The sequence below is a fragment of the Leuconostoc citreum genome, assembly GCF_007954785.1.
GTDB classification, from domain to species: Bacteria; Bacillota; Bacilli; order Lactobacillales; family Lactobacillaceae; genus Leuconostoc; species Leuconostoc citreum.
In genome coordinates this window covers 1,257,283-1,279,407 of the sequence record NZ_CP042410.1, presented here as the reverse complement: position 1 = coordinate 1,279,407, position 22,125 = coordinate 1,257,283, and the positions used below count along the sequence as shown (strand labels likewise).

Genomic DNA, 22,125 nt, shown 5'->3' with positions numbered 1-22,125 from the left:
TTTATGCGTTTATATACTTTTTTATTCGTATTTGTTATAATTGAGTATGGTAATTTGTTTACAATTATATATTTTAATTACTTCGAAGTAAGGAGGGCAGCATGCTATGGTTACATTATACGCGTCACCAAGTTGTACCTCATGCCGTAAAGCAAAACAGTGGTTAGAAAATCATGATATTCCCTATGTTGAACGTAATTTAAATAAAACGCCTTTAAGTGTTGCAGAAATCAAGGCAATGCTTCGTCTGACAGAAGACGGAACAGAAGAACTTATCTCTAAGCGTTCCAAAATATTTTCTCAACTTAACCTTGATTTAGATAATATTTCTATCAATACATTAATTGATTTGATTGTGACGCATCCTTCGTTATTAAAGCGGCCAATCATTATTGATGAGCGACGTATGCAAGTTGGTTATAATGATGATGACATTCGTCGCTTCTTGCCACGCGAAGTACGCCAAAGAGAATTGATTCGAGCGACTTTTAAGGCTGATTTTAATGAAAAGGCCAAAGATTTAATAGTTGAAGAAGGCTGAACAGTCAGTCTTTTTTCTTTACTTTTGACTTTGTGTATGACTAAAATAGTGATGAAAGGTGGTGACCATAATGGAGATGGAACGCATTAATGATAATACCATTCGTGTCATGATTGAAAACAACGATTTAAAAGAACGTGGTATTTCAATCATGGAATTATTGGGTAATCATGATAAGATAGAATCGTTTTTTTATAGTATTTTATCTGAAGTAGATGTTGATCATGATTTTAGTGACGATGATCAGGTGACTTTCCAAATACTACCAAACAAAAATGGTCTTGAATTATTTATTTCTCGTTTAAATGAAGATGAGCAGGTTGGCGATGTGATAAATAATTTAATGTCTTATGCTAAAAACAAGCAAGATAGTGTTGATGATGTTTCTGAAGAGCGACGCTCTCAGTTGCAACAATCTGATGATGGTGAGGCTCATCCAATGATCGCAGATAAGCAAACAGAACCAGTAAGTAATATTTTAACTCTGAAGTTGCCCAATTTTGAAACAATAATTACAATATCTCAGCTACTGCGTGGTGTTACCGTTGAATCAGACTTATATCGTTACGACAAAATCTTTTATTTAACGTTAAGATTCCGCAATGATGATTTGACGAGTGATATGCTGGCAGACCACAAAGCGCAAGTGATTGAATTCGCTGAAGAAAGTAATCAGGATATGGATGTATTGCGAGAACACGCTGAAATAGTATTTCAAGACAATGCACTGGAAGAAATTAATCGTATTTTTTAAAGCTAACCGTGTTAATTTTTGATATAATAAAACAATTGATGTAAGTTGGAAGAGGTAGAACATGAATTTAGTAGTGACGATTCTAATGTTAATCGTTTTATGGTTATTAATGACATTGGGAACTTGGTTGTGGGTTATTATGACTGCAAAATCAACTGGTGTATTGTTAAAGTCAGCAGAATTTGCTGATAAAATATCTGAAGAATCTGGCCAGATTGTTGATGTTCGAGAGTCTGCGTCTTATAAGCGCTCACATATCATGGGTGCCCGTAATATGCCAGCGATGAATTTCACACAGGGCAAGTCTGGTTTACGTAAAGATCGCGATATTTTCTTATATGGTGAGCGGCTACGTGATGTTATTCGTGCTAGTAAGTCATTGAAGAAGCAGGGTTATGATAGGCATAACATCTTTCTTTTGCGTGGCGGTTTTGCGCAATATAATGGTAAAAAAACAAAATAATTTTTATAGGGCTGATAATGTTATGACGATAACATTATCAGCTCTTTTGCTAGATCAATAAACGAATCATGAAAAGGGTATTCAATTTTCAGTAAACAAGCGTATAATTAAAGGTGTAGTATGGAAGCGCTTACAATAGGAAGGTAAAGCAATGCGGTATATTAATTATTTTAATCAAGACGCTTATACAAATATTGCGATGGATGCATGGCTTTTAAGAAATTTAAAGCTTAACGAACCAATTTTTGCTTTATGGCAAAATAAACGCGCAATCATTGTTGGTGAAAATCAAAATACTTTTTCCGAAGTGAATGAAGATTATGTCAAAGCACATGATATTCAAGTTGTGCGTCGTGTATCTGGTGGCGGGGCTGTTTATCATGATTTAGGAAATATTTGTTTTACTTTTTTTGTGCCAGTGGCGAGCAGTGCTAAGGTCGATTTTCATCAGTTTGTCAAACCGATGGCTGATGCATTAGAGTCGTTAGGTATTCGTGTCAGTTTGTCTGGTAGAAATGACTTGGAAATTGCAGGTAAAAAAGTATCGGGCAATGCGCAAAGATATGCAGGTGGCTACTTGATGCATCATGGGACACTGCTATGGGATACAGATGTTGACGCCATGGTTCGTGCATTGAATGTTGCTGATGAGAAATTTATTTCTAAAGCTGCTAAATCGGTACGTGCGCGTGTAGGTAATATTAAAGATTACGCGCCAACTGACTTAACCATTGATCAATTTATTTCACAATTGACATACTACTTATCCAATCAGGGAAAAGATCAAGAATACAAATTAAGTCAGGAACAAAAATCAGCCATACTAGCATTACGTGATAACCAATTTGCAACATGGGATTGGAATTATGGTAAGAGCCCAGAATTTATGTATAATAATCATGCAAAATATACTGGTGGGAGCATTGATGTTCATATTGATGCTGTGGCTGGTAAAATAACGGATATTAACTTCACGGGTGATTTTTTGGGCGTTAGAGATTGGCGTGAAATTAAAGCACAGTTTATAGGTATTCCCTTTACACGCGATGCTATTCGCGAGGTACTTGCGCGAAATGCGGATGGCCAATATTTTGGTAGCATTACACAAGACGAGTTATTGACAACTTTTTTTCAGAAAGATGAGGTAAAGGTTCATGGTTGATATTGTAGACACAAATAAGAAAGCATTGGATTTTGATAATCAGATTGCGGCACAAGACGATACATTTCCAATGTTAAGTGTGCTGGCTGCTGATGGGGCCATTGTTGATGAAACTGCAGTAAAGCGTGCTGAGTTAGATGATGATGATTTAATTAATATCATGAAGCGTATGCTATTAAGCCGCCAATTGGATATTCGCTCAACTAAATTAGCTAAGCAAGGTAGATTTGGCTTTTTTGCGCCAACAGCTGGACAAGAGGCATCACAAATGGCTTCCTCATATGCATTTAACGATGACGATTGGCTAATGCCAGGATATCGTGATATTCCACAAATTATTGTTAAGGGTTGGCCAATTTGGAAAGCTATTCTATGGTCGCGAGGACACGTACTAGGAAATGTCTTCACTACGGCTGATGATAAGCCAGTAAATTCTTGGATGCCACAAATTATCATTGGTGCACAATACGTTGAAGCTGCCGGTATTGCACTTGGTTTAAAGAAGAGACAAAAAGATGCTGTTGTGTACGCCTACACTGGTGATGGTGGTACATCGCAAGGTGATTTCTATGAAGGCATTAATTTTGCTGGTGCTTATCAAGCCAATGCTGTGTTCTTCGTGCAGAATAATGGTTATGCGATTTCAACACCACGACGGTTACAAACAGCTGCGAAGCATCTAGCTGCAAAAGGTTGGGCTGCTGGAATACCAAGTTTGGTTGTTGATGGCAACGATCCTATTGCGATGTATCTAGCTGCAAAAGAGGCTCGTACTTGGGCTACGAGTGGCAAAGGACCAGTTCTGATTGAAGCAATCACAGATCGTTTGGAACCACATTCAACTGCCGGTGATGATCCATTACGCTATCGTACGCAAGATGATATCGATGCTTGGTGGCAAAAAGAGCCATTAATACGCATGAGAAAATATATTACAACTAAAGGTATCTGGGATCAGGAAAAAGAAGATGCTTATATTGCTGAAGTGAATACTCTGATCGATGAACAGATTAAGATTGCTGATAATGTACCAAAGCAAAAAATCTCTGATTTCGTCAAAAATACGCTTGAAGTCCCAAGTTATGCGATGTCAGAACAGATTAAGCGTTTCGAAAGCGAGGGAAAGTAACATGGCTACTAAAAGTTATATCGATGCAGTACGAGAAGCGATGGATTTAGCGCTTGAAAAAGATAATGATGTGTTGATTTTTGGTGAGGACGTTGGTAAAAACGGTGGTGTCTTCCGTGCAACAGATGGACTGCAAGCAAAGTATGGCGAAGATCGTGTATTTAATACGCCTCTGGCGGAATCTGGTATTGGTGGTTTAGCAATCGGTTTGACTACACAAAATTATCGACCAGTCATGGAGATCCAGTTCTTTGGTTTTGTTTTCGAAGTCATGGATTCAATTGCTGGACAAATGGCAAGGAATAGATTCCGCTTTAATGGGACACGTCAAATGCCAATTGTGGTACGTGCGCCTTATGGTGGTGGCACGAAAACACCGGAAATGCATGCGGATAATTTGGAAGGCATGGTGTCGCAAATTCCCGGTATTCGTGTTGTCATGCCAGCTAATCCAGCTGATGCAAAAGGCCTATTATTAAGCGCCATAGAATCCAATGATCCTGTTGTCTTTTTAGAAAATTTGCATTTATATCGTTCATTGAAGGGGGAAGTGCCAGAAGGTTATTATACAACACCCCTAGATAAGGCATCTGTTGCACGAGAAGGTAGTGATGTATCAATTATTTCTTATGGCGGTGGTGTCCCTGTTGCGCTTAAAGCAGCCGAAACATTGGCGAAGTCAAATATCTCTGCTGAGGTTTTGGACTTGCGGACAGTTTCCCCATTAGATATCGAAAGTATTGGCGCCACAGTCGCAAAAACCGGACGTGTTGTTGTTGTACAAGAAGCGCAACGTATGGCAGGGATTGGGGCTAACGTCATGAGCGAAATTTCGGAACGCTTTATTCTTAATTTAAAGGCACCAATTGGGCGCGTGGCAGCACCGGATTCAGTTTATCCGTTTGGTCAAGCTGAAAATGACTGGATGATTAAAGCTGATGATGTGGTTGCTAAAGTAATGGAGGTTGTTAATTATGACTGAGATTTTCAAAATGCCAGATATTGGTGAAGGCATGGCTGAGGGAGATATTACCTCATGGTTGGTTAAAGTGGGTGACGAGGTTGCAATGGACGACCCTGTTGCCGAAGTTCAGAATGATAAATTAATTCAAGAAATTTTATCACCCTACGGCGGAAAGGTCACTAAAATATTTGTGGATGCTGGCACAACGGTATCTGTAGGCGATAATTTAATTGAATTTGATGGGGATGGTAGTGGTGCGTCTGCCTCACCACAAGCCGATGCAACAACAACAAACACAGATTCTGCTACTGAGAGTCAACAGACAGTAGCAGATACACCTACAGTGACCTCAGTTGACGTTGAATCATCAACGGTTCAAACAGCTAATGGGCATGTCCTAGCTATGCCATCAGTACGTCATCTAGCCTTTGAAAAGGGGATTGATCTCACGCAAGTACCTGCGACTGGTCGTCATGGTCATGTGACGTTGGCGGATGTTGAAAAGTTTAATCCTAATGAAGCAGCAGCGGGAGCAGATACAGCAACTATTCAACCTGCTGTTAATCCAGTTGCGCCACAGCCTAAACAAGAGCCAGCAAAACACAACGCCATTGATATCCCTGAGCCTTTGCGAGAAGGCCGTCAGCCGATGACGCCAATCCGAAAGGCAATTGCGAAAGCAATGAGCACGCAACATACGGATATCCCAGCGGTAACTAATTTTGACCAAGTTGAAGTTAGCAAATTAGTGGCACATCGTCGTCAATTCAAACTACAGGCATCTGAAGATGGCATTCGCTTGACCTACCTTGCTTATGTCGTTAAAGCGCTGGCAGCAACGGCCAAGAAATTCCCTGAATTAAATGCTAGTTTGGATATGGCCACACAAGAAATCGTCTATCATGATGATGTCAATATGGGCATAGCGGTCAATGCCCCATCTGGCCTATTCGTACCAGTCATTGCACATGCAGATCGCAAGTCAATTTTGGTAATCGCACGAGAAATAGCAGCATTAGCCGAGGCTGTTCGTGATGGTAGTATTAAGCCGCAACAAATGCAGGGTGGCACAATGACGATTTCTAATATCGGTTCTGCTCGTGGTGAATGGTTTACACCAATTATTAACGGTAAAGAAGTCATGATTTTGGGATTGGGCTCAATTGTGAAGGAACCGATCATCAACGATGATGGCGAAGTTGTTGTTGGACAAAATATGAAGTTGTCTTTGACATATGATCATCGATTAATTGATGGCATGTTAGGACAAAGTGCCTTGAATTATTTGAAGCAATTATTGTCTGATCCGGCTTATATGCTAATGGAGGTTTAATAATGGTTGTTGGTGCACAAGCACGTGAAATTGATACAGTAATAATCGGTTCAGGACCTGGTGGTTATGTCGCAGCGATTCGTGCAGCGGAATTGGGACAGCATGTCACGATTATCGAACGTGAAAATATTGGTGGCGTCTGCCTAAATATTGGGTGTATTCCATCAAAGGCATTGATTAATGTTGGACATCATTATCGTAATGCATTGGCAGAAACACCATTTGGTTTGCATATCGATGGTGCTACATTAGATTGGCAAAAAGTACAAGATTGGAAACAAAATAAAGTTGTCAATACTTTAACGAGTGGTGTCAGTATGTTATTAAAGAAGCATCACGTTGAAATCATTAAAGGTGAAGCGACATTTAACGATAATGAAACATTGAATGTGGTGCAAGAGGACGGCCATGAATTGCTACAATTTAACAACGCCATTATAGCAACAGGTTCGCGACCAATTGAAATCCCTAGTATGCCTTTTGGTGGCCGAATTATTGATTCAACTGGGGCTTTGAGTTTGGAAAATATTCCCAAAAAATTAATTATTGTCGGTGGCGGGGTCATTGGGTCAGAACTTGGTGGTGCTTACGCTAACTTAGGTACCGAAGTCACAATTGTTGAAGGATTAGATCATACGCTCAATGGTTTTGATGCGGAAATGACGAAACCAGTATTAGCCGATTTTGAACAACATGGTGGTCATATCGTGACATCTGCCATGGCAAAATCAGCACAACAAACTGACCAAGATGTTAGTTTGACTTATGAAGTAGATGGGGAAGAACATACGATAACTGGCGATTATTTGCTAGTTGCTGTTGGTCGTCGGGCTAATACAGATGGATTAGGTTTAAATAATACGGATATCAAGCTAAGTGACCGAGGTTTAATTGAAATTGCGGATACCATGCAAACAAATGTGTCACATATCTATGCAATCGGGGATGTAACAATTGGCCCTCAGCTAGCACATAAGGCGAGCTTTCAGGGTAAAATAGCTGCTGCTGCGATCGCTGGTGAAGCTCAAGCACATGACTTGCACTATTCTCTGCCTGCCGTGGCGTATACACAGTTTGAGTTGGCGACAACTGGCGAAACGCCAGAGTCTGCTAAGGCAAAGCAACTAGATGTTAAGATTGCTAAATTCCCATTTGCCGCTAATGGGCGTGCTATCTCGATGGATGAGACAACCGGATTTATTCGACTAATTAGTGATACAGCAACACATGGCTTGTTAGGTGCGCAAATCGTTGGTCCCAGTGCTTCTGATTTGATATCAGAGTTATCACTGGCGATTGAAAATGGTTTGACCACCAATGATATTTCACTCACAATTCATCCACATCCAACATTAGGCGAAGCCATCATGGATACAGCTGAATTAGCGGATGGTTTACCAATTCATATTTAACAGATTTTCTGAACTTAAAAGGAGTAACATGGCAAAACTGACAACAAATGATCATGTGATGTTAGACTATCATATCTATGGTTTTGGACAACCAATCATATTAGTTGCCGGTTATTCAGGTAATCAGGCGACGTGGTCTGGACAGATTGATCAGCTTGTTGCAAACGGGTTACAAGTGATTACCTATGATAGACGTAATCATGGTGATAGTGACAATGTTGACTATGGGATGCGATTATCACGTCATGGGCAAGATTTAGCTGAATTAATTGCAAGCCTTAAGCTAAAAAAGCCTATATTATTAGGGCATTCAATGGGGGCTAGCTCGATTTGGGCCTACTTGTCATTATATGGAGATGATAACGTTTTGGGCATCATTACAGAAGATCAAGTCCCGGTCATGGTTAAGCAAAAAGACTGGCAATTTGGTTTATTTCAAGCCGATTTTGAGCATGTTACTGAAGCAATGAGCAAGCTTCCTGGTACGAAATTAACCAATATTAAGCTATCAGAACAAATGAAACGTCAAATTAGTCTGCATTATAAGCCATTTGATTTTCAATATAATGCACCATTATTATTTAATAGCCTATTGCAAGATTGGCGTGATGTCGTTGCGCGTGAAAAAGTCCCGCATCTCTTTATTGCGGGTGATAAATCGCCTCTGTGGCCAGCCCAACATGCAGTGGTGACAAGCCAATTAGCTACTAAAGGCGAATATGTTATTATCAAAGATGCCGGTCATATACCACATATTGAAGCACCAGACACCTTTAATCAAATTGTTAGCAATTTTATACAGAAAATAATCTCAATAAAAAACGCCACCTGAGTTGTGTGGCGTTTTTTTATTTATGCATTTACATTTTCAATTGCTGTCACGATATCTGACATCGTTTGACTGCCAAAAATAATATCTGGTTGATCATCAATCATCATCGCTGGCACACTCATAATGTGATGCGAATTTCTAATGTCAGGGAAAAGCTGTAAGTCAATCATTTCAGCTGAGACATGTGGATTAAGAGCTGCGATGTGCTGACAGGCAGCAACAACATCTGGACAAAAATGACAGGTTAGCGACACACCAACTTTAATATCAGTTGCTGGTAAAGCCTTGATACGTGATTGAAGCTGCGTATCAAGTTTTTGTCCTGGGCCAGCAACGTTGTATAGCGCAAGTACTAACGAGTTTAATTCATGACCAGTGGGAATACCACTAAATGCAATACCTGTTGCCGCATTATTTTCATTGAGCAACGTAAAATGTGGTAATAATGGCATGTCGGCGGCTTTTGCTTCGGTGATACGCAACGTTAAATGTTGACTTAATGCAGCTAATTCGGTTAAAAATGACGATAATTCATGACTTTTATCACTATTATCTGTGATTTGAGACAGAATGACTGTTTTGGATAGTTGGTCAAAAATAGGTTGGAGTTGCTTGATTAAATTTTGATCGAACCATTGTCCTTGATGTTGGGTTGCAGTATGTGGTTCATCTCCCAGCTGCGATTGTTGTCGCATATTGTCAGGTTGCTGGTGTTTTTTTGTAATCTGTGTGCGTTGAATAGGAATATGCAATGCTTTCTTAAGATTTGTGACATAAACTTCGGCACTTGTTGCAGCATTTGCACCATCAGCCGCCGCAGTGACAATCTGACGTAGTGGCTTAGCAATCACATCGCCAGCAGCAAAGACACCGGAAATATTAGTTTGACATTTGTTGTCAGCGATAATGTATTTATCATCGTCCAGTGTTAACTTTTCTGTGAATAAATCAGTTTGCGGGTCGGTCCCAACATAAATAAACATGCCAAAAGTGTTGTCACCTTGAGCAACATGATAGACTTTCTTTTCATGTGTTTGATTATTAATAAAGACAGCTTCAGTTAAATAATCTTTACCCGAAACAGATTGCACTTCAGTGTTTGGCCAAACCGTAATATTGTCATTAAGTCGCGCGCGATCGGCTGTTAGTGGCGGACAAGTAAAATCATCGGAGCGCATTACAACAGTCACATGTCTAGCAAAACGTGTTAAATATTCAGCTTCTTCAGCTGCGGCGTAACCACCACCGATGACAAAAACTTCCAAACCGCTAAATAATTCGCCATCACAAGTTGAACAATAGGCAACACCACGGCCACGAAATTCTTTTTCACCTGTAAAACCAACTTGATGAGGTTGGGCGCCGGTTGCGATAATAACGCTGCGAGCTTGATAAGTATTTTGCTTGCCTGAAACGGTTTTAACTGCTGGTTGACTAAAGTCAACTGATGTAATGGTATCGGATACAAAGTTAACACCAAACGCATCAGCTTGTTGCTTCATGTTATTCACCAATTGAGTACCTTCAATGGTATTTACCGCCGGATAATTGGCGACACTTGATGTGGTTGTAACTTGTCCACCGATTTGGTTGCCTTCGATAATCAATGTGTCCATCGTGGCACGGCCAGCATAAATACCAGCAGAAAGCCCGGCTGGACCACCACCAATAATCAAAGTGTCATAAATGTGGGGTTTTGTCATGAATTTAAGCCTCTTAAATTTTACCAACTAGATCTAAGCTAGGAGCAATGGTGTCTTCGCCTGGATGCCAATTTGCTGGGCAAACACGATCGCCGTGTTCAGCCACAAATTGTGCGGCTTCTAGTGTACGGAGAATTTCTTCGGCATTACGACCAATACCCATATTATTGATTGTATAAGACTGAATTTTCCCTTCAGGATTCACGATAAAGACAGCTCGGAATGCTAAACCGGCGTCTTCATCTAAGACATTGAAGAAACGTGCTAATTTGCCAGCGGGATCAGCAAGCATTGGATATTTTACTTTAGCGATGGTATCTGTTGCTTCGGCCCAGGCTTTATGAACAAATTCGCTATCTTCCGAAACCGAATAAATTTCAGCATTAGCCTTTTGGAAATCAGTATAATGGTCAGCTAAGTCACCTAGCTCTGTCGGGCAAACAAATGAAAAGTCAGCGGGATAAAAGAAATACACGCCCCATTTTCCTAGAGTATCTTGCTTAGTAACTTGTGTGACATCACCGTCGTGATAGGCGTTGACAGAAAAGTCTGCGATTTCTTGGTCAATAAAGTTAGTCATAATGATTTTCCTCCTTTTAAATTATAATCATTCTAAACTAACTTCAGTATACAACGCTATTAATAAAAAAATCAAGGGGATATTAAATTAATTATTATTTTACTTGACCAATCAGTCAAATAAAACTATACTAAGGGCATGGGTAGAAAAAAAAGTTTTGATCAACATATTGTCGTTGCACAAATGAGTACATTGTTTGTGCAGCGTGGTTTTGAAGGAACATCTTTAGATGATTTAGTCACAGCGACAGGATTATTACGTGGCAGCCTTTATAGTGAATTTGGTAGTAAACAGGGCATGTTTATGGCGTGTTTAAAAGCAAATTTGAAGAAGCAACCATTAGATGATGTCACATGGCGTTTATTGCTTGTGGCAATGCTAGAATTAACGTCAAATAGCCAAGCTGTGAATGAAATCGTCAGTCAGTGGTACGCCAAACAGAATAGTCCTAATATAGCAACGCAATTAGGACAACAGGTGTTGAAGCATAGTCATATTTTATCGGGGGATAACGACAATGGAAAACGTAGTTAATATACAAAATGGGCAATTAGTGATTGAACCAGTCGGATTAACTAAAATTGCAGCACTTAAAGAGCGTATTGCGATACCATTGACGCACGTTGTTGGTGCTTCAATCGATACTGGCATAATCAATGAGAGTAAGGGATTCAGAATGCCGGGAACAGCCATACCCGGTTACTGGGCAGGTACGTTTCGAAAAAATGATGAAATGACCTTTTTTAACATTAAACACACGAGCTTACCGGTTGTTATTCAACTTAAAGATGAAAAATATACGCGTTTGGTACTAGGCGTCGATAAGCCACGTGAGTTAGTTACTTTGATTAATAATCATGCGTTATCATGATATTTTTGACAATTTTTGGTGGTAGGCATAAAATAGAGAAAATAAATAATAATCAGTAAACATCATGGAGGCTTGAAATGACAACGATTCCTGAATTATTTGATTTAACAGGTCGAGCTGCGATTGTCACAGGTGGGGCATCAGGACTTGGTCAATACTATGCGCAGGCTTTGATTGGTGCTGGCACCGATGTTTTTGTGGTTAGCCGTTCCGAAAAAGGTTGGCAGGAACTCCGGCAGTTTGCAGCACAACATGGGCGACAAGTTGTGTTTATGACACAAGATTTAACTGCTGAACAAGCCGCTATTAATGTCATTACTGAATTTAAAAAGCATTTTGAATCGTTAGACATTTTGATTAATAATGCAGGTGTTCAAATTCGCAACGATATCGTGAGTTATCGGGATGAAGATTGGCAAAAAGTGATTGATATTAATCTTAATGCACTGTATTATTTGTCACATGAAGCCTCTAAAGTGATGATTACACAAAAATCTGGGAAAATTATCAACATTGGCTCCATGCAATCGTTTCGAGCTGGAAAATATATTTATCCCTATGCAGCTAGCAAACATGCTGTCGTTGGTTTAACCAAAGCTTATGCAGACGCGCTGGCGCCTTATGGCATACAGGTCAATGCGTTAGCACCAGGTTATATCGACACAGATATGACGAAAGCTTTGCAGGCAGATGAAACACGCAATACAGAGATTCTTAATCATATTCCAGCTGAACACTGGGCACAACCGTCGGAACTAATGGGGACGATAGTCTATCTCGCTAGTTCAGCTTCTAATTATGTCATTGGCGCAACGATTCCTGTTGATGGCGGCTACTTATTACGTTAAAAAAAAGAGACCACCTGTTGAGGGTCTCTTTTTTAGTGACGTCATGGTTAACGTTTAGGCTGCATTTTTTTAAATACAAACAATAGCAATAACGATAAGATTGGAACAATAATCATGACCTGATAAACAGACATAAAGGCTTGTCTTGATTCAATAATGAAGTGGTCTTTAATGTGACTAATCGTTGTATTAAGCTGGTTTTTTGTCTGCTGGATGTCTTGTTCAATACGAGGCAGTGCAACATTTGATACTTTTTGGTAAATGATATGTTTAACAGGTTCAGGTATATTATCGATGTTTGTATGCAACTGTGTAGCGGCTAATTGTAACTGCTTTTGATAAGCTGTATCTAGTGCTTGGTGCTTAATTTTAGTTGTGTCAACAGATATAGACATAGTGTTGTTGTTTGCACGATTACTTTGTGAATCATTAGGACTTAATTTTTGGTCAACTTTAGTAAGCATTTTGTTTTTAAGTGCCTGCTGAATATCTAGTGTTTGAATCTGCTGATGTGCATAGGTGATAGTGTTTTGTTTTGCAGTGTTGATGTTGGTGGATAAAACTGAAGTAAATAGGGCAATGGCAATGATAAAACCAACTTGGCGTAAAATATTTGCCACACTCTGTGAATCAGTCAAGGCACGCCCATGAAAATCAGAAGCCACCAGAATGTTAGCTGTCGCAGCAACTAAACCATAGCCAATACCCAGTAAAATGTCTGCAATAATGAGACGGTGATAGCCCTGTGATAAATTCAAATGCGCAATTAATAAATAACTACCAGCAATAATGATAAAACCCAAACCAATTAGTATTTTTTGATTGATTCTTTTGATTAGTAAAGATGTCATAATGACCGTTAGCATCACTGAAACAGAATAAGGTGTGATTAATAGCGCGGCATTCAGCTCCGTTTCACCTTGAACTTTGGTTAATAAAGTTGGTATTAGAATGACCATACCACCAAGCAAATAATTTGAGAGTAATAGGGCAATGCCTGACGCTGTAAAGTTCCTGTTTTTGAAGAGAGATAAATTAATCATTGGTGATGGTGTGTGAAGCTCTTGTACAATAAATAAAATAAAAGTTAAGCCGGAAACAATAAACATCGTCACAATGGTTAATGAAGTCCAGCCCCAATCGTTTGCTTTAATCAAACCAAGTGACAGTGTTGTCAAGAAAATACAGCTAAGGCTGGCACCGAGCCAATCAATTTTTACAGCACGTCGTGTTTCGCGGCGAATATTTAGTACGAAAGGATAGATAACTAGTAATACGATAATAAATGGTAAGTTAATATAAAAAACCCATCGCCAATCCAGATATTGTGCCACAAAACCGCCCACTGCTGGGCCAAGCGCAACTGCTAGACCTTGAGACCCAGCCAATGCAGCCACAACTTTATTGCGGTTATCTGCATTGCTCAAGTCTAGAGCGATAACCATACTTGTTGGAATGATGATTGCTGCGCCAATACTTTGAATCCCACGTGCAACAAGCATAAAGGCCAAATTTGGTGCCAGACCAGTCATCAGCGATCCAAAACCAAAGGTCATCAGACCAAGAAACACGATACGATGTTGTCCCCAGCGCTCAGCTAAGCGGCCAAAAGGGATAATTAGTGCCGCAAAAACAATCGTATAGACGTTTACAGTCCAAGAAAGATCAGATAGACTGACGCTAAAGGCTGTTTGTATTTCTGGAATAACGATAGTCATAATCGAGACATCCATCATACATAAAATATTACCTACCAATAAAATTGGTAATACATATTTAAGTTTGTTCATTTGCAATGCTCCTTAACTTTGTTAAACTTAAAGTGTCTCACGTGCGACATCTCTAAACAAAGTATAAAATTGATAATAATAAATTACTAGTCAATTAATTGAAGTGGCACATTGAAGAATGAATCGTGACAAGGAGTAGAACAAAATGGATGGACATCAAAAACTAGCTTTACAGTCTAAACAATGGCTATTAGAAGCCTTGTTTGAATTACTAAAAAATCAAACATTTCAAACGATATCCGTTACAGCTATTGCTGATAAAGCAGGTGTTTCCAGACGCACTTTTTATCGTTTGTATAAGGATAAGTACGACCTGCTGGATTATTATTCAGATCAATGTGTGCAACGCTATGTGAGTCAATTAAATGCACAAAATGGCCGACAAATGAGTTTTGAAGACATTGTTAACTTATTTCTGAATTTTTGGTGGCAAGATCGGCAGGTGGTAAAAATATTAATTGATAGGGGTATGTTTCATGTAATTTCCACACGTTTGAGCAGTCACTCGGGTAAACTGTACACAAAGTACAGTGCCCCTTGGCATATTGAGGGAACCCCACAAGAAATTAATTTTGTCACAGCTTTTTCTTTTGGTGGTTTGTGGCAATTATTAGAAACATGGTTGGCTAGTGATGAACCGGTTATGCCAGAACAGGTCGCCAAAACACTGATTGCTTCTATGCAGCGTTTGGGGGATGTTGGTAACTTTACAGCTTACATGACTCAAGATGAGACTAAAAAACCTTTCCAAAAATGAGCTTGGAAAGGTTTTGAATGATGAAAGATTAAAAACGAGATTGATGTGCAGCAATACTACGACGAATAGCTTGTTTTGATACTTCGTCATGATGTTCTTCAGCTTTTTGCGCAGGCTTAATTACTGTTTGACGATAACTGATTGCGGAAGCTGCTGCAACAAGAGCTGAACCAATAATACCAACGATAACGCCTGATTTAAATGACTTCATAATTTGCACTCTTTTCTTAAGTTTTTCTAAAGTCTATTATCAACTATTTTGTTATATTTGTAAATGAGTTTAGTATAATTAAATTATGACAAGACAGACACAAATTATTGCACACCGAGGTTATCGCGTTGTTGCACCAGAAAATACAATACCAGCTTTTGAAGCTGCACTTGCTTATCATCCCGATATGCTTGAAACAGATGTTCATCGTACCAAAGATGGTCATTTAGTCATTATTCATGACGAAAAAGTCGACCGCACAACGGATGGCACTGGTTTGGTACAGGACCTCACGTTGTCAGAGATTAAGCAATTAAATGCCGGTGAGTATAAAATGCCTAAAATGAATGATGTCAAAGTGCCCACTTTGGCAGAATTATTGTGTTTTTTGCGTGATCAACAATTTGATAAAACATTGTTACTAGAAATTAAAACAGACCATATCAACTACTCAGGGATTGAAAAAGAAATTTTAGATATGATAGCCAGTTTTCAGCCTGAGTATCGCATTATTTACCAAAGTTTCAACCTTGAAACACTCAAAATAATACGTCGCTTAGATGAGCATGCAGAAATTGCAGCATTAGTCTACTGGCCAACACCAAAAGTTTATTGGTTAAAGTGGCGGGGAGTATTTGATTACATACATGCCGATATCCGTATATTAAAACAGAAACCAACAGTTTTTTGGCGATCTAACTGGCATTTAAGGGCTTGGACTGTCGATAAGGAAAAAGATATGCGCCGGGTTTATCGCGCTGGTCTACGGGGTATTATTACTAATCAATTGGCATTGGCAACAAGATTACGTGAAGAAATTCAAGGAGACAAAAATGACTAAAATTGTTGTCATCGCAGGACCGACAGCTTCTGGGAAAAGTGATTTAGCGATTAGTGTGGCGCAGCGCTTTAATGGCGAAATTGTCTCGGCTGATGCCATGCAGATTTATCGTGGTTTAGATATTGGTACTGCTAAAGTTACTAAAGCAGAACGAGAACTTGTGCCACACCATTTGATTGACATTGTCGATATGACCGATAAATTTTCAGTGGCTGAATTTGTCACACGTGCTGACCAAGTGATTAATGATATTGCCAAGCGCGGTAAATTACCAGTTATTGCTGGTGGCACAGGATTTTACGTTAAAGCATTACTTGGCCAGCAACCACTAGATTTTGTTGCGAGTGATGAAGCAGAAGTGGCATTGTTAAAACAAAAGTCATTACCAGCATTGGTGACAATGCTTAAAGCAGCTGATGCGATACTAGCATCACGTGTCGATTTAAATAATAAACAACGCGTGATTCGAGCGATACAAATTGCGAGGCATGGTAAGCGGCAAGAAGATATTTCGCGGCCAACTTACGATGCTTTGATTGTCGGAATCGATTGGCCACGAGAGATTTTATATGAACGTATTAATCGTCGTGCTCAAAAAATGTTGGATGATGGTTTGCTATCTGAAGTTGAGCATATCATGTCAGTCGGTGGTGAATCAATTCAAGCGGGGAAAGCCATTGGCTATAAAGAATTTTTTCCTTATATCCGGGGTGAAGTTACACGAGAGCAAGCGCTGTTAGCCGTGCAGCAGGATTCTAGACGCTACGCGAAACGCCAGTTGACTTATCTCAGGCATCAAATTCCTGGTTTGATTTGGTTACATGGGACTGATGCGGCGACAAAGTTGACAAGCGAAGTAAAAGCCTGGCTAGATTAAGTAAACATGTAGTATAAATGAAGTCTCAGTAATCATCAGCATATATAAAAAGCACTCCGACAAAAAGTTGGGGTGCTTTTTACTGGTCGCCAAGCCCTTCTAGTTGCTCGGCTTGTTGCAGCTGGAGGGTTTGAGCTTGGTTAATCTCGGTATAGAGCAGACTAGCCATAGTAGCCGGAATCTTGCCTTGTTTAACTTGGTCTTGAATAAAATTATACTCCGCTTGAAAAGCTTCAATATAAACTGTGCTAGCAATCACAGGCGTGTTTTTGCTGTAGTCGCGTCGAATGAGTGTGAAATAGCGATCTAAATCACGTCGCACAAAATCGATATGCTGATTTTCGGTATGATTATTGGCAATGTTATTAGCTAATACATCATCTAAATAATGATCTACTGCATTAATGACTTCGTCATTGAGAGCTAATAGACCACTTTTCATATCTGCCCATTGTTGTTGTTTATCAGCGTGTTGCGTTAACCATTTTTGGCGTGCCAATTGCTTTTGTTTTTTAGTAAACTGCCGATGGCCAAGATGCCACGTAGTATGTTTTAAAGACTTGGCCAGACGATGTGTGATTCTTTTTAGCAGGCGCATACGACCCAATGATAGTCGTTGATGGTTAGCATCAAAACGTGTGATAATTTTTTGGTAAGCATTGATAACTTCTACTTGATAATGAGTGGTCACCTGGTCACTATGAAGGTAATCAGAAATAAAGTTTTGGGTATCAGTTAATAGCGACTGATAATTATTTTTGATAGTTTCACGGTCTGTTATTTGATGCCAGCCTTTTTGTGACTGAAGCTGCGCGGTTACAATTTCACGCTGGTCATGATCTGAAATGATCCGTCGCATTTGTAACGTTGCAAAATCAACCATATCATTTCGTGTTTGATTCAACTCATCAGGTGTGTAACTAGTCACTTGTGCTGGTAACATAAGTGGGAGGGCAATAGCACTAATAATCATACTAATTAGAATGACTGCTGTTGCGACAATAATTAATTGCTCGCGGTAGGGAAACGGTTGGTGGCCAATATGTGTAGGTAAGGAGAAAGCCATAGCGAGCGTCACTGTACCATGCACACCACTGATGGCAAAGACACGAGAATAAAAATTATGTTGTGGGGCATGTCGGGGACCAAAAAAGTGTTCGGAACTTTTATTGTCTTCATATCTTGCCCAAATAAAGCGAACAATGAACATCGTGAGATAAATTAAACTTGCTAAACCAATGAGTTGTATGGTGACATTGAGGCCAATTCTAGCGATTTCGTGAAACACAGTTGGTAGAGAAATACCAAGAATCAAGAAAACGATGCTGTTTAATATGTTTGAAAATGTTTGCCAAACTGTTGTCTGGGTTAATTGAACATTGGTGGAAGTTAATTTTAGCTTGCTTGATTCCCAATTGTGTACAATTCCTGTGGCCACGACTGCTAAAATACCAGATGTATGCCATGTTTCTGCCATGAAATAAACGGCGAAAGGTGTGAGCAAACTAATTGGAATAATTGTTGTTTCCGGTTGCGCCATTCTAAAAGCGATACTACTACGCAACCAAACTAGTATAAAGCCACTTAAAATACCAATTATAACACCGCCAATAGCGACAAATAAAAAGTGCATTAACCCAGTAGTCAATGAAAAAGCACCTTTTTGTAAGACAGAGAGTGCTAAATCTAACATCACTAAACCGGTGGCATCATTAAACAAAGACTCAAGTTCCAATGCCTCATTCACGCCCTCAGGCATTTGGGTGTCAGAAGTAAGTGATTTGACAGCTACTGCATCAGTAGGCACCACAATGGCAGCTAAAGCAATAGCTAATGGCAATGACCAGCTCGATTCAAGCCAATTCGCTAATACACCGACTGCTGCAGCTGAAGCGACGGCCAACACAACAGATAACAACAGAATAATACTGAAGCGCTGTCTGATTTTTTTGAAAGATTGTTGTTGACCATCTAAAAACATTAGTGGGGCGATGACAGCAAGCATGAAAAACTCTGGTTCGAGTTCGAAGTGATTAAATATACGCGTAAAAGATAGTAGCACGCCGACAACAATCAAAATAAAAGCTTCTGGTATTTTAGGTATGAATTGTTTAATGATATTTGTACCGATTACACCAATAACCAGTAATGATAACGTATAAAGTGCGCTCATGGGGTCCTTCTCTGTGACAATAATATTAATAATAACTATGACGTATTATAACAAAAAAACGATAGTAAATTGATGATATCCTAGTAATTTCGAAAATTATTTCGAAGATTTGCTTACTCGTTTGTCAATGGGGAAAAGTGTATAATAAAATTATTCTAACAAAAACTAGGAGAAAACATGGCAGAATTCACACGATTTTACAATAATTTCCAACCGCAACATTATGATATTTATCTAGATATTGATCGACAGAATAAACAGTTTAATGGGCAAACAACCATCTTGGGCAATGCCACAGTGCCGGAAATAGCACTTCATCAAAAGAATTTAGTCATTACAGCAGTGAAGGTAGATGGTCAAACAATCACCTATAAAATTGACTCTGCGCAGGACGCCCTACATCTTGTTTTACCAAAAACAGGGACCGTAAAGATTGATATTATTTATCATGCGACACTAACAGATACTATGATGGGTATTTATCCATCATATTATGACATCAATGGGCGTAAACAGCAGATTATTGGGACGCAATTTGAGACCAATTTTGCTCGTCAGGCGTTTCCAAGTATTGATGAACCCGAGGCAAAAGCCACATTCGACTTAGCACTAAAATTTGATGAGCAGCCTGGTGAAACAGTTTTGGCTAACATGCCGGAGAAACGGGTTGATAACGGGGTTCATTATTTTGATACAACCGTTCGCATGTCAACTTATCTTGTCGCTTTTGCATTTGGTGAATTACAGCATTTAGAAACAACAACAGCAAGTGGCGTTAAAGTAGGTGTGTATGCTACAAAAGCACATCCGGTTAAAAATCTCAATTTTGCGCTTGATATTGCGAAACGATCAATTGAGTTTTTTGAGACGTTTTATCATACGCCATATCCATTGCCTCAGTCGAATCAATTAGCTTTGCCTGATTTTTCTGCAGGCGCCATGGAAAACTGGGGTTTAGTCACCTATCGTGAGGCCTATTTGTTACTTGATCCTGATAATACAGCTTTACCTACGAAACAAGTCGTAGCAACTGTTATAGCGCATGAATTGGCACACCAGTGGTTTGGTGATCTGGTAACCATGAAATGGTGGGACGATTTATGGCTAAATGAAAGTTTTGCTAATATGATGGAATATGTTGCGATTGATGCTCTGGCGCCTGACTGGCATATTTGGGAAACTTTCCAATCATCTGACGTGCCAGCGGCTTTAAGGCGTGATGCGACAGACGGAGTACAACCTGTTCATGTTCAGGTTAATCATCCAGATGAAATTGATGCGTTATTTGATCCGGCCATAGTTTATGCTAAAGGCGCGCGTATGTTGGTCATGGTACGTGCGTTAATTGGCGATGAAGCATTACGGCAGGGATTGAAGGCATACTTTGCTGCACATCAGTATGGTAATGCAACGGGGGCAGACCTTTGGCGAGCCTTAGGAGAGGCTTCAGGACAAGATGTTTCAGCCATTATGGGCTCTTGGCTGGAGCAACCAGGTTATCCTGTCATCACTGCTGAAGTCATTGATGGACAACTAAAGTTATCACAAAAACAGTTCTTTATTGGGGATGGACAATCGGAATCGCGCTTATGGCAAGTCCCTTTAACTAGCAATTATGCTGATATACCAACATTATTATCGGAACCATCTATTAATGTTGGTGACTACCAGTCATTACGACAAGCAGCAGGTGTGCCTTTCCGCTTAAATATTGGCAATAACGCGCACGTTGTTGTTTCTTACGATGAGACATTATTAAAAGACATTTTAGCGTATGATAATCAGCTCGACGCGATTAGTCAGTTACAGTTATTGCAGGATTGGCGATTGTTATCGGAAGCAAACCAAATGTCTTATGCGAAAGTTGTGCCATTATTAAAGAAGTTTGGCGATAGTCATTCAGATATCGTCAATAATGCTTTGTATCGTTTAGCTAGTGGTTTAAAGCAGTTTGTGGCACCGGATAGTGATACGGAGAAAAATTTAAAGCAGCTTTATCATCAACTAAGTCAGGACCAGTTTGAACGATTAGGCTGGGCACCCACTATACCTAATGAACCAGTGGCTGACCAGTTAACGCGACCATATATATTGTCAGCAGCATTGTATGCAGATAATAAAGTAGCCATTGCACAAGCACATGAAATTTTTATGGCTAATCAGGAAGATTTAATGGCTTTAACGGCTGACACAAGGGCTTTTGTTTTGTTAAATGAAGTAACAAACTACGGTAAGACGCAGTTGATTGACCAACTTTTGTCTCATTATGTGGCTGCAACTGATGCCAGTTATAAGCAAGATTTACGTTTAGCGCTGACAAGTACACAGGATCACGACATGATTAGAAAAATAATAAAGGAGTTTAAAAATGCCGATGTGATCAAGCCGCAAGATTTGCGTGGTTGGTTTGCTGGTCTATTAAATAATTCCCGTGGTGAACGGTTGGCTTGGGACTGGATAAGAAAAGAATGGTCTTGGTTGGAGGCAACGGTTGGTGGTGACATGGAGTTTACTTCGTTTATTACTGTCATTGCTAATATATTGAAAACACCTGAAAGACTTGATGAGTTTAATAATTTCTTTACACCAAAGTTATCGCAACCAGCATTAACACGTGAAATTACAATGGATAGACGTGTGATTGAAACGCGTGTGACGTTAGTTGAAAATGAGAAAAAACAAGTTATAGATGCTATTCGCGACAATATTTAATTAAAAAACAGACTGCTAGCGGTCTGTTTTTTAATGGAGAATTAATATACTTTTACAGATGATTGGTCTTTAGGTTTTGGTTATTATTTATGTTAAACGTTTGATTGCTTAACGTTTGATTTTATGGTTTAATGATTATCAGACAAAATAACGGTTGCCAGTGAACAACCAT

The 22,125-nt window shown here is 39.5% G+C and carries 21 protein-coding genes; 16 read left to right on the top strand and 5 right to left on the bottom strand.

Translation table 11 applies throughout. The features are described 5' to 3' along the window. The first annotated feature begins 106 nt into the window (after nt 1-106). The 9 genes from spx (at nt 107) to FGL72_RS06250 (ending at nt 8,590) form a co-directional block, all read left to right on the top strand. Nucleotides 107-541, top strand: coding sequence for a transcriptional regulator Spx (gene spx, locus FGL72_RS06290; RefSeq protein WP_004903245.1), 435 nt, complete (start codon nt 107-109; stop codon nt 539-541). Between the two features lie 70 nt (nt 542-611). Continuing rightward, nucleotides 612-1,295, top strand: coding sequence for an adaptor protein MecA (locus FGL72_RS06285; protein ID WP_004903243.1), 684 nt, complete (start codon nt 612-614; stop codon nt 1,293-1,295). Nucleotides 1,296-1,356: 61 nt separating this feature from the next. After that, the gene (locus tag FGL72_RS06280; protein ID WP_004903241.1) at nt 1,357-1,758 is read left to right on the top strand and encodes a rhodanese-like domain-containing protein; all 402 of its coding nucleotides are present in this window, start codon (nt 1,357-1,359) and stop codon (nt 1,756-1,758) included. A gap of 151 nt (nt 1,759-1,909) precedes the next feature. Beyond that, nucleotides 1,910-2,920, top strand: coding sequence for a lipoate--protein ligase (locus tag FGL72_RS06275; protein WP_004905777.1), 1,011 nt, complete (start codon nt 1,910-1,912; stop codon nt 2,918-2,920). Then, nucleotides 2,913-4,049, top strand: coding sequence for a thiamine pyrophosphate-dependent dehydrogenase E1 component subunit alpha (locus tag FGL72_RS06270; protein WP_004903237.1), 1,137 nt, complete (start codon nt 2,913-2,915; stop codon nt 4,047-4,049). The genes FGL72_RS06275 and FGL72_RS06270 overlap by 8 nt, the downstream gene beginning before the upstream one ends. A gap of 1 nt (nt 4,050) precedes the next feature. Then, nucleotides 4,051-5,031: an alpha-ketoacid dehydrogenase subunit beta gene (locus tag FGL72_RS06265; protein WP_004909115.1), complete on the top strand. Its 981-nt coding sequence runs from the start codon at nt 4,051-4,053 to the stop codon at nt 5,029-5,031. Beyond that, nucleotides 5,024-6,346, top strand: a complete 1,323-nt coding sequence (locus FGL72_RS06260) for a dihydrolipoamide acetyltransferase family protein (protein ID WP_085698748.1) — start codon at nt 5,024-5,026, stop codon at nt 6,344-6,346. Before FGL72_RS06265 ends, FGL72_RS06260 begins: the two co-directional genes overlap by 8 nt. Nucleotides 6,347-6,348: 2 nt before the next feature. Beyond that, nucleotides 6,349-7,758 carry a dihydrolipoyl dehydrogenase gene (lpdA, locus tag FGL72_RS06255; RefSeq protein WP_004905771.1) on the top strand — a complete coding sequence of 470 codons (1,410 nt, stop codon included), beginning with the start codon at nt 6,349-6,351 and terminating at the stop codon, nt 7,756-7,758. A gap of 28 nt (nt 7,759-7,786) precedes the next feature. Next, nucleotides 7,787-8,590, top strand: a complete 804-nt coding sequence (locus FGL72_RS06250) for an alpha/beta fold hydrolase (RefSeq protein ID WP_004905769.1) — start codon at nt 7,787-7,789, stop codon at nt 8,588-8,590. A 20-nt stretch (nt 8,591-8,610) separates the two neighbouring features. On the opposite strand, the gene FGL72_RS06245 is transcribed toward FGL72_RS06250, so the two are convergent. Both FGL72_RS06245 and FGL72_RS06240 read right to left on the bottom strand, forming a co-directional pair. Next, the gene (locus FGL72_RS06245; RefSeq protein ID WP_146992859.1) at nt 8,611-10,293 is read right to left on the bottom strand and encodes an FAD-dependent oxidoreductase; all 1,683 of its coding nucleotides are present in this window, start codon (nt 10,291-10,293) and stop codon (nt 8,611-8,613) included. A 13-nt stretch (nt 10,294-10,306) separates the two neighbouring features. After that, the gene (locus FGL72_RS06240; RefSeq protein WP_085698751.1) at nt 10,307-10,873 is read right to left on the bottom strand and encodes a redoxin domain-containing protein; all 567 of its coding nucleotides are present in this window, start codon (nt 10,871-10,873) and stop codon (nt 10,307-10,309) included. A 138-nt stretch (nt 10,874-11,011) separates the two neighbouring features. Here FGL72_RS06240 and FGL72_RS06235 point away from each other — a divergent pair, with 138 nt between their 5' ends. From FGL72_RS06235 to FGL72_RS06225, 3 genes are all read left to right on the top strand, one after another. Further along, nucleotides 11,012-11,407: a TetR/AcrR family transcriptional regulator gene (locus tag FGL72_RS06235; RefSeq protein WP_085698753.1), complete on the top strand. Its 396-nt coding sequence runs from the start codon at nt 11,012-11,014 to the stop codon at nt 11,405-11,407. Then, nucleotides 11,391-11,744 (top strand): hypothetical protein, encoded by a 354-nt coding sequence (locus tag FGL72_RS06230; protein ID WP_085698755.1) that lies wholly within the window; start codon nt 11,391-11,393, stop codon nt 11,742-11,744. Before FGL72_RS06235 ends, FGL72_RS06230 begins: the two co-directional genes overlap by 17 nt. A 77-nt stretch (nt 11,745-11,821) precedes the next feature. Then, entirely contained in the window at nt 11,822-12,592 is a 771-nt protein-coding gene (locus FGL72_RS06225; protein ID WP_146992856.1) for an SDR family oxidoreductase, read from the top strand. A gap of 47 nt (nt 12,593-12,639) precedes the next feature. On the opposite strand, the gene FGL72_RS06220 is transcribed toward FGL72_RS06225, so the two are convergent. Further along, on the bottom strand, nt 12,640-14,382 hold the full coding sequence (locus tag FGL72_RS06220; RefSeq protein WP_085698759.1) for an MFS transporter: 1,743 nt from the start codon (nt 14,380-14,382) through the stop codon (nt 12,640-12,642). Nucleotides 14,383-14,527: 145 nt separating this feature from the next. Here FGL72_RS06220 and FGL72_RS06215 point away from each other — a divergent pair, with 145 nt between their 5' ends. Continuing rightward, on the top strand, nt 14,528-15,139 hold the full coding sequence (locus tag FGL72_RS06215) for a TetR/AcrR family transcriptional regulator (protein WP_004903216.1): 612 nt from the start codon (nt 14,528-14,530) through the stop codon (nt 15,137-15,139). A gap of 28 nt (nt 15,140-15,167) precedes the next feature. Here the strand turns inward: FGL72_RS06215 and FGL72_RS06210 are convergent, their stop codons facing one another. Then, nucleotides 15,168-15,350 carry a DUF3042 family protein gene (locus FGL72_RS06210; protein WP_004903213.1) on the bottom strand — a complete coding sequence of 61 codons (183 nt, stop codon included), beginning with the start codon at nt 15,348-15,350 and terminating at the stop codon, nt 15,168-15,170. 85 nt (nt 15,351-15,435) lie between these two features. On the opposite strand from FGL72_RS06210, the gene FGL72_RS06205 reads away from it, so the two are divergent. Both FGL72_RS06205 and miaA read left to right on the top strand, forming a co-directional pair. After that, nucleotides 15,436-16,191 carry a glycerophosphodiester phosphodiesterase family protein gene (locus tag FGL72_RS06205; RefSeq protein ID WP_085698761.1) on the top strand — a complete coding sequence of 252 codons (756 nt, stop codon included), beginning with the start codon at nt 15,436-15,438 and terminating at the stop codon, nt 16,189-16,191. Next, complete coding sequence (gene miaA, locus FGL72_RS06200; protein ID WP_085698763.1) at nt 16,184-17,068, top strand: tRNA (adenosine(37)-N6)-dimethylallyltransferase MiaA; 885 nt, start codon at nt 16,184-16,186, stop codon at nt 17,066-17,068. The genes FGL72_RS06205 and miaA overlap by 8 nt, the downstream gene beginning before the upstream one ends. Nucleotides 17,069-17,147: 79 nt before the next feature. Here miaA and FGL72_RS06195 read toward each other — a convergent pair whose 3' ends face one another. Continuing rightward, entirely contained in the window at nt 17,148-19,241 is a 2,094-nt protein-coding gene (locus FGL72_RS06195) for a cation:proton antiporter (RefSeq protein WP_004909096.1), read from the bottom strand. A gap of 177 nt (nt 19,242-19,418) precedes the next feature. Between FGL72_RS06195 and FGL72_RS06190 the strand changes: the two genes are divergently transcribed. Then, the gene (locus tag FGL72_RS06190; RefSeq protein ID WP_085698765.1) at nt 19,419-21,953 is read left to right on the top strand and encodes a M1 family metallopeptidase; all 2,535 of its coding nucleotides are present in this window, start codon (nt 19,419-19,421) and stop codon (nt 21,951-21,953) included. Nucleotides 21,954-22,125 lie beyond the last annotated feature (172 nt).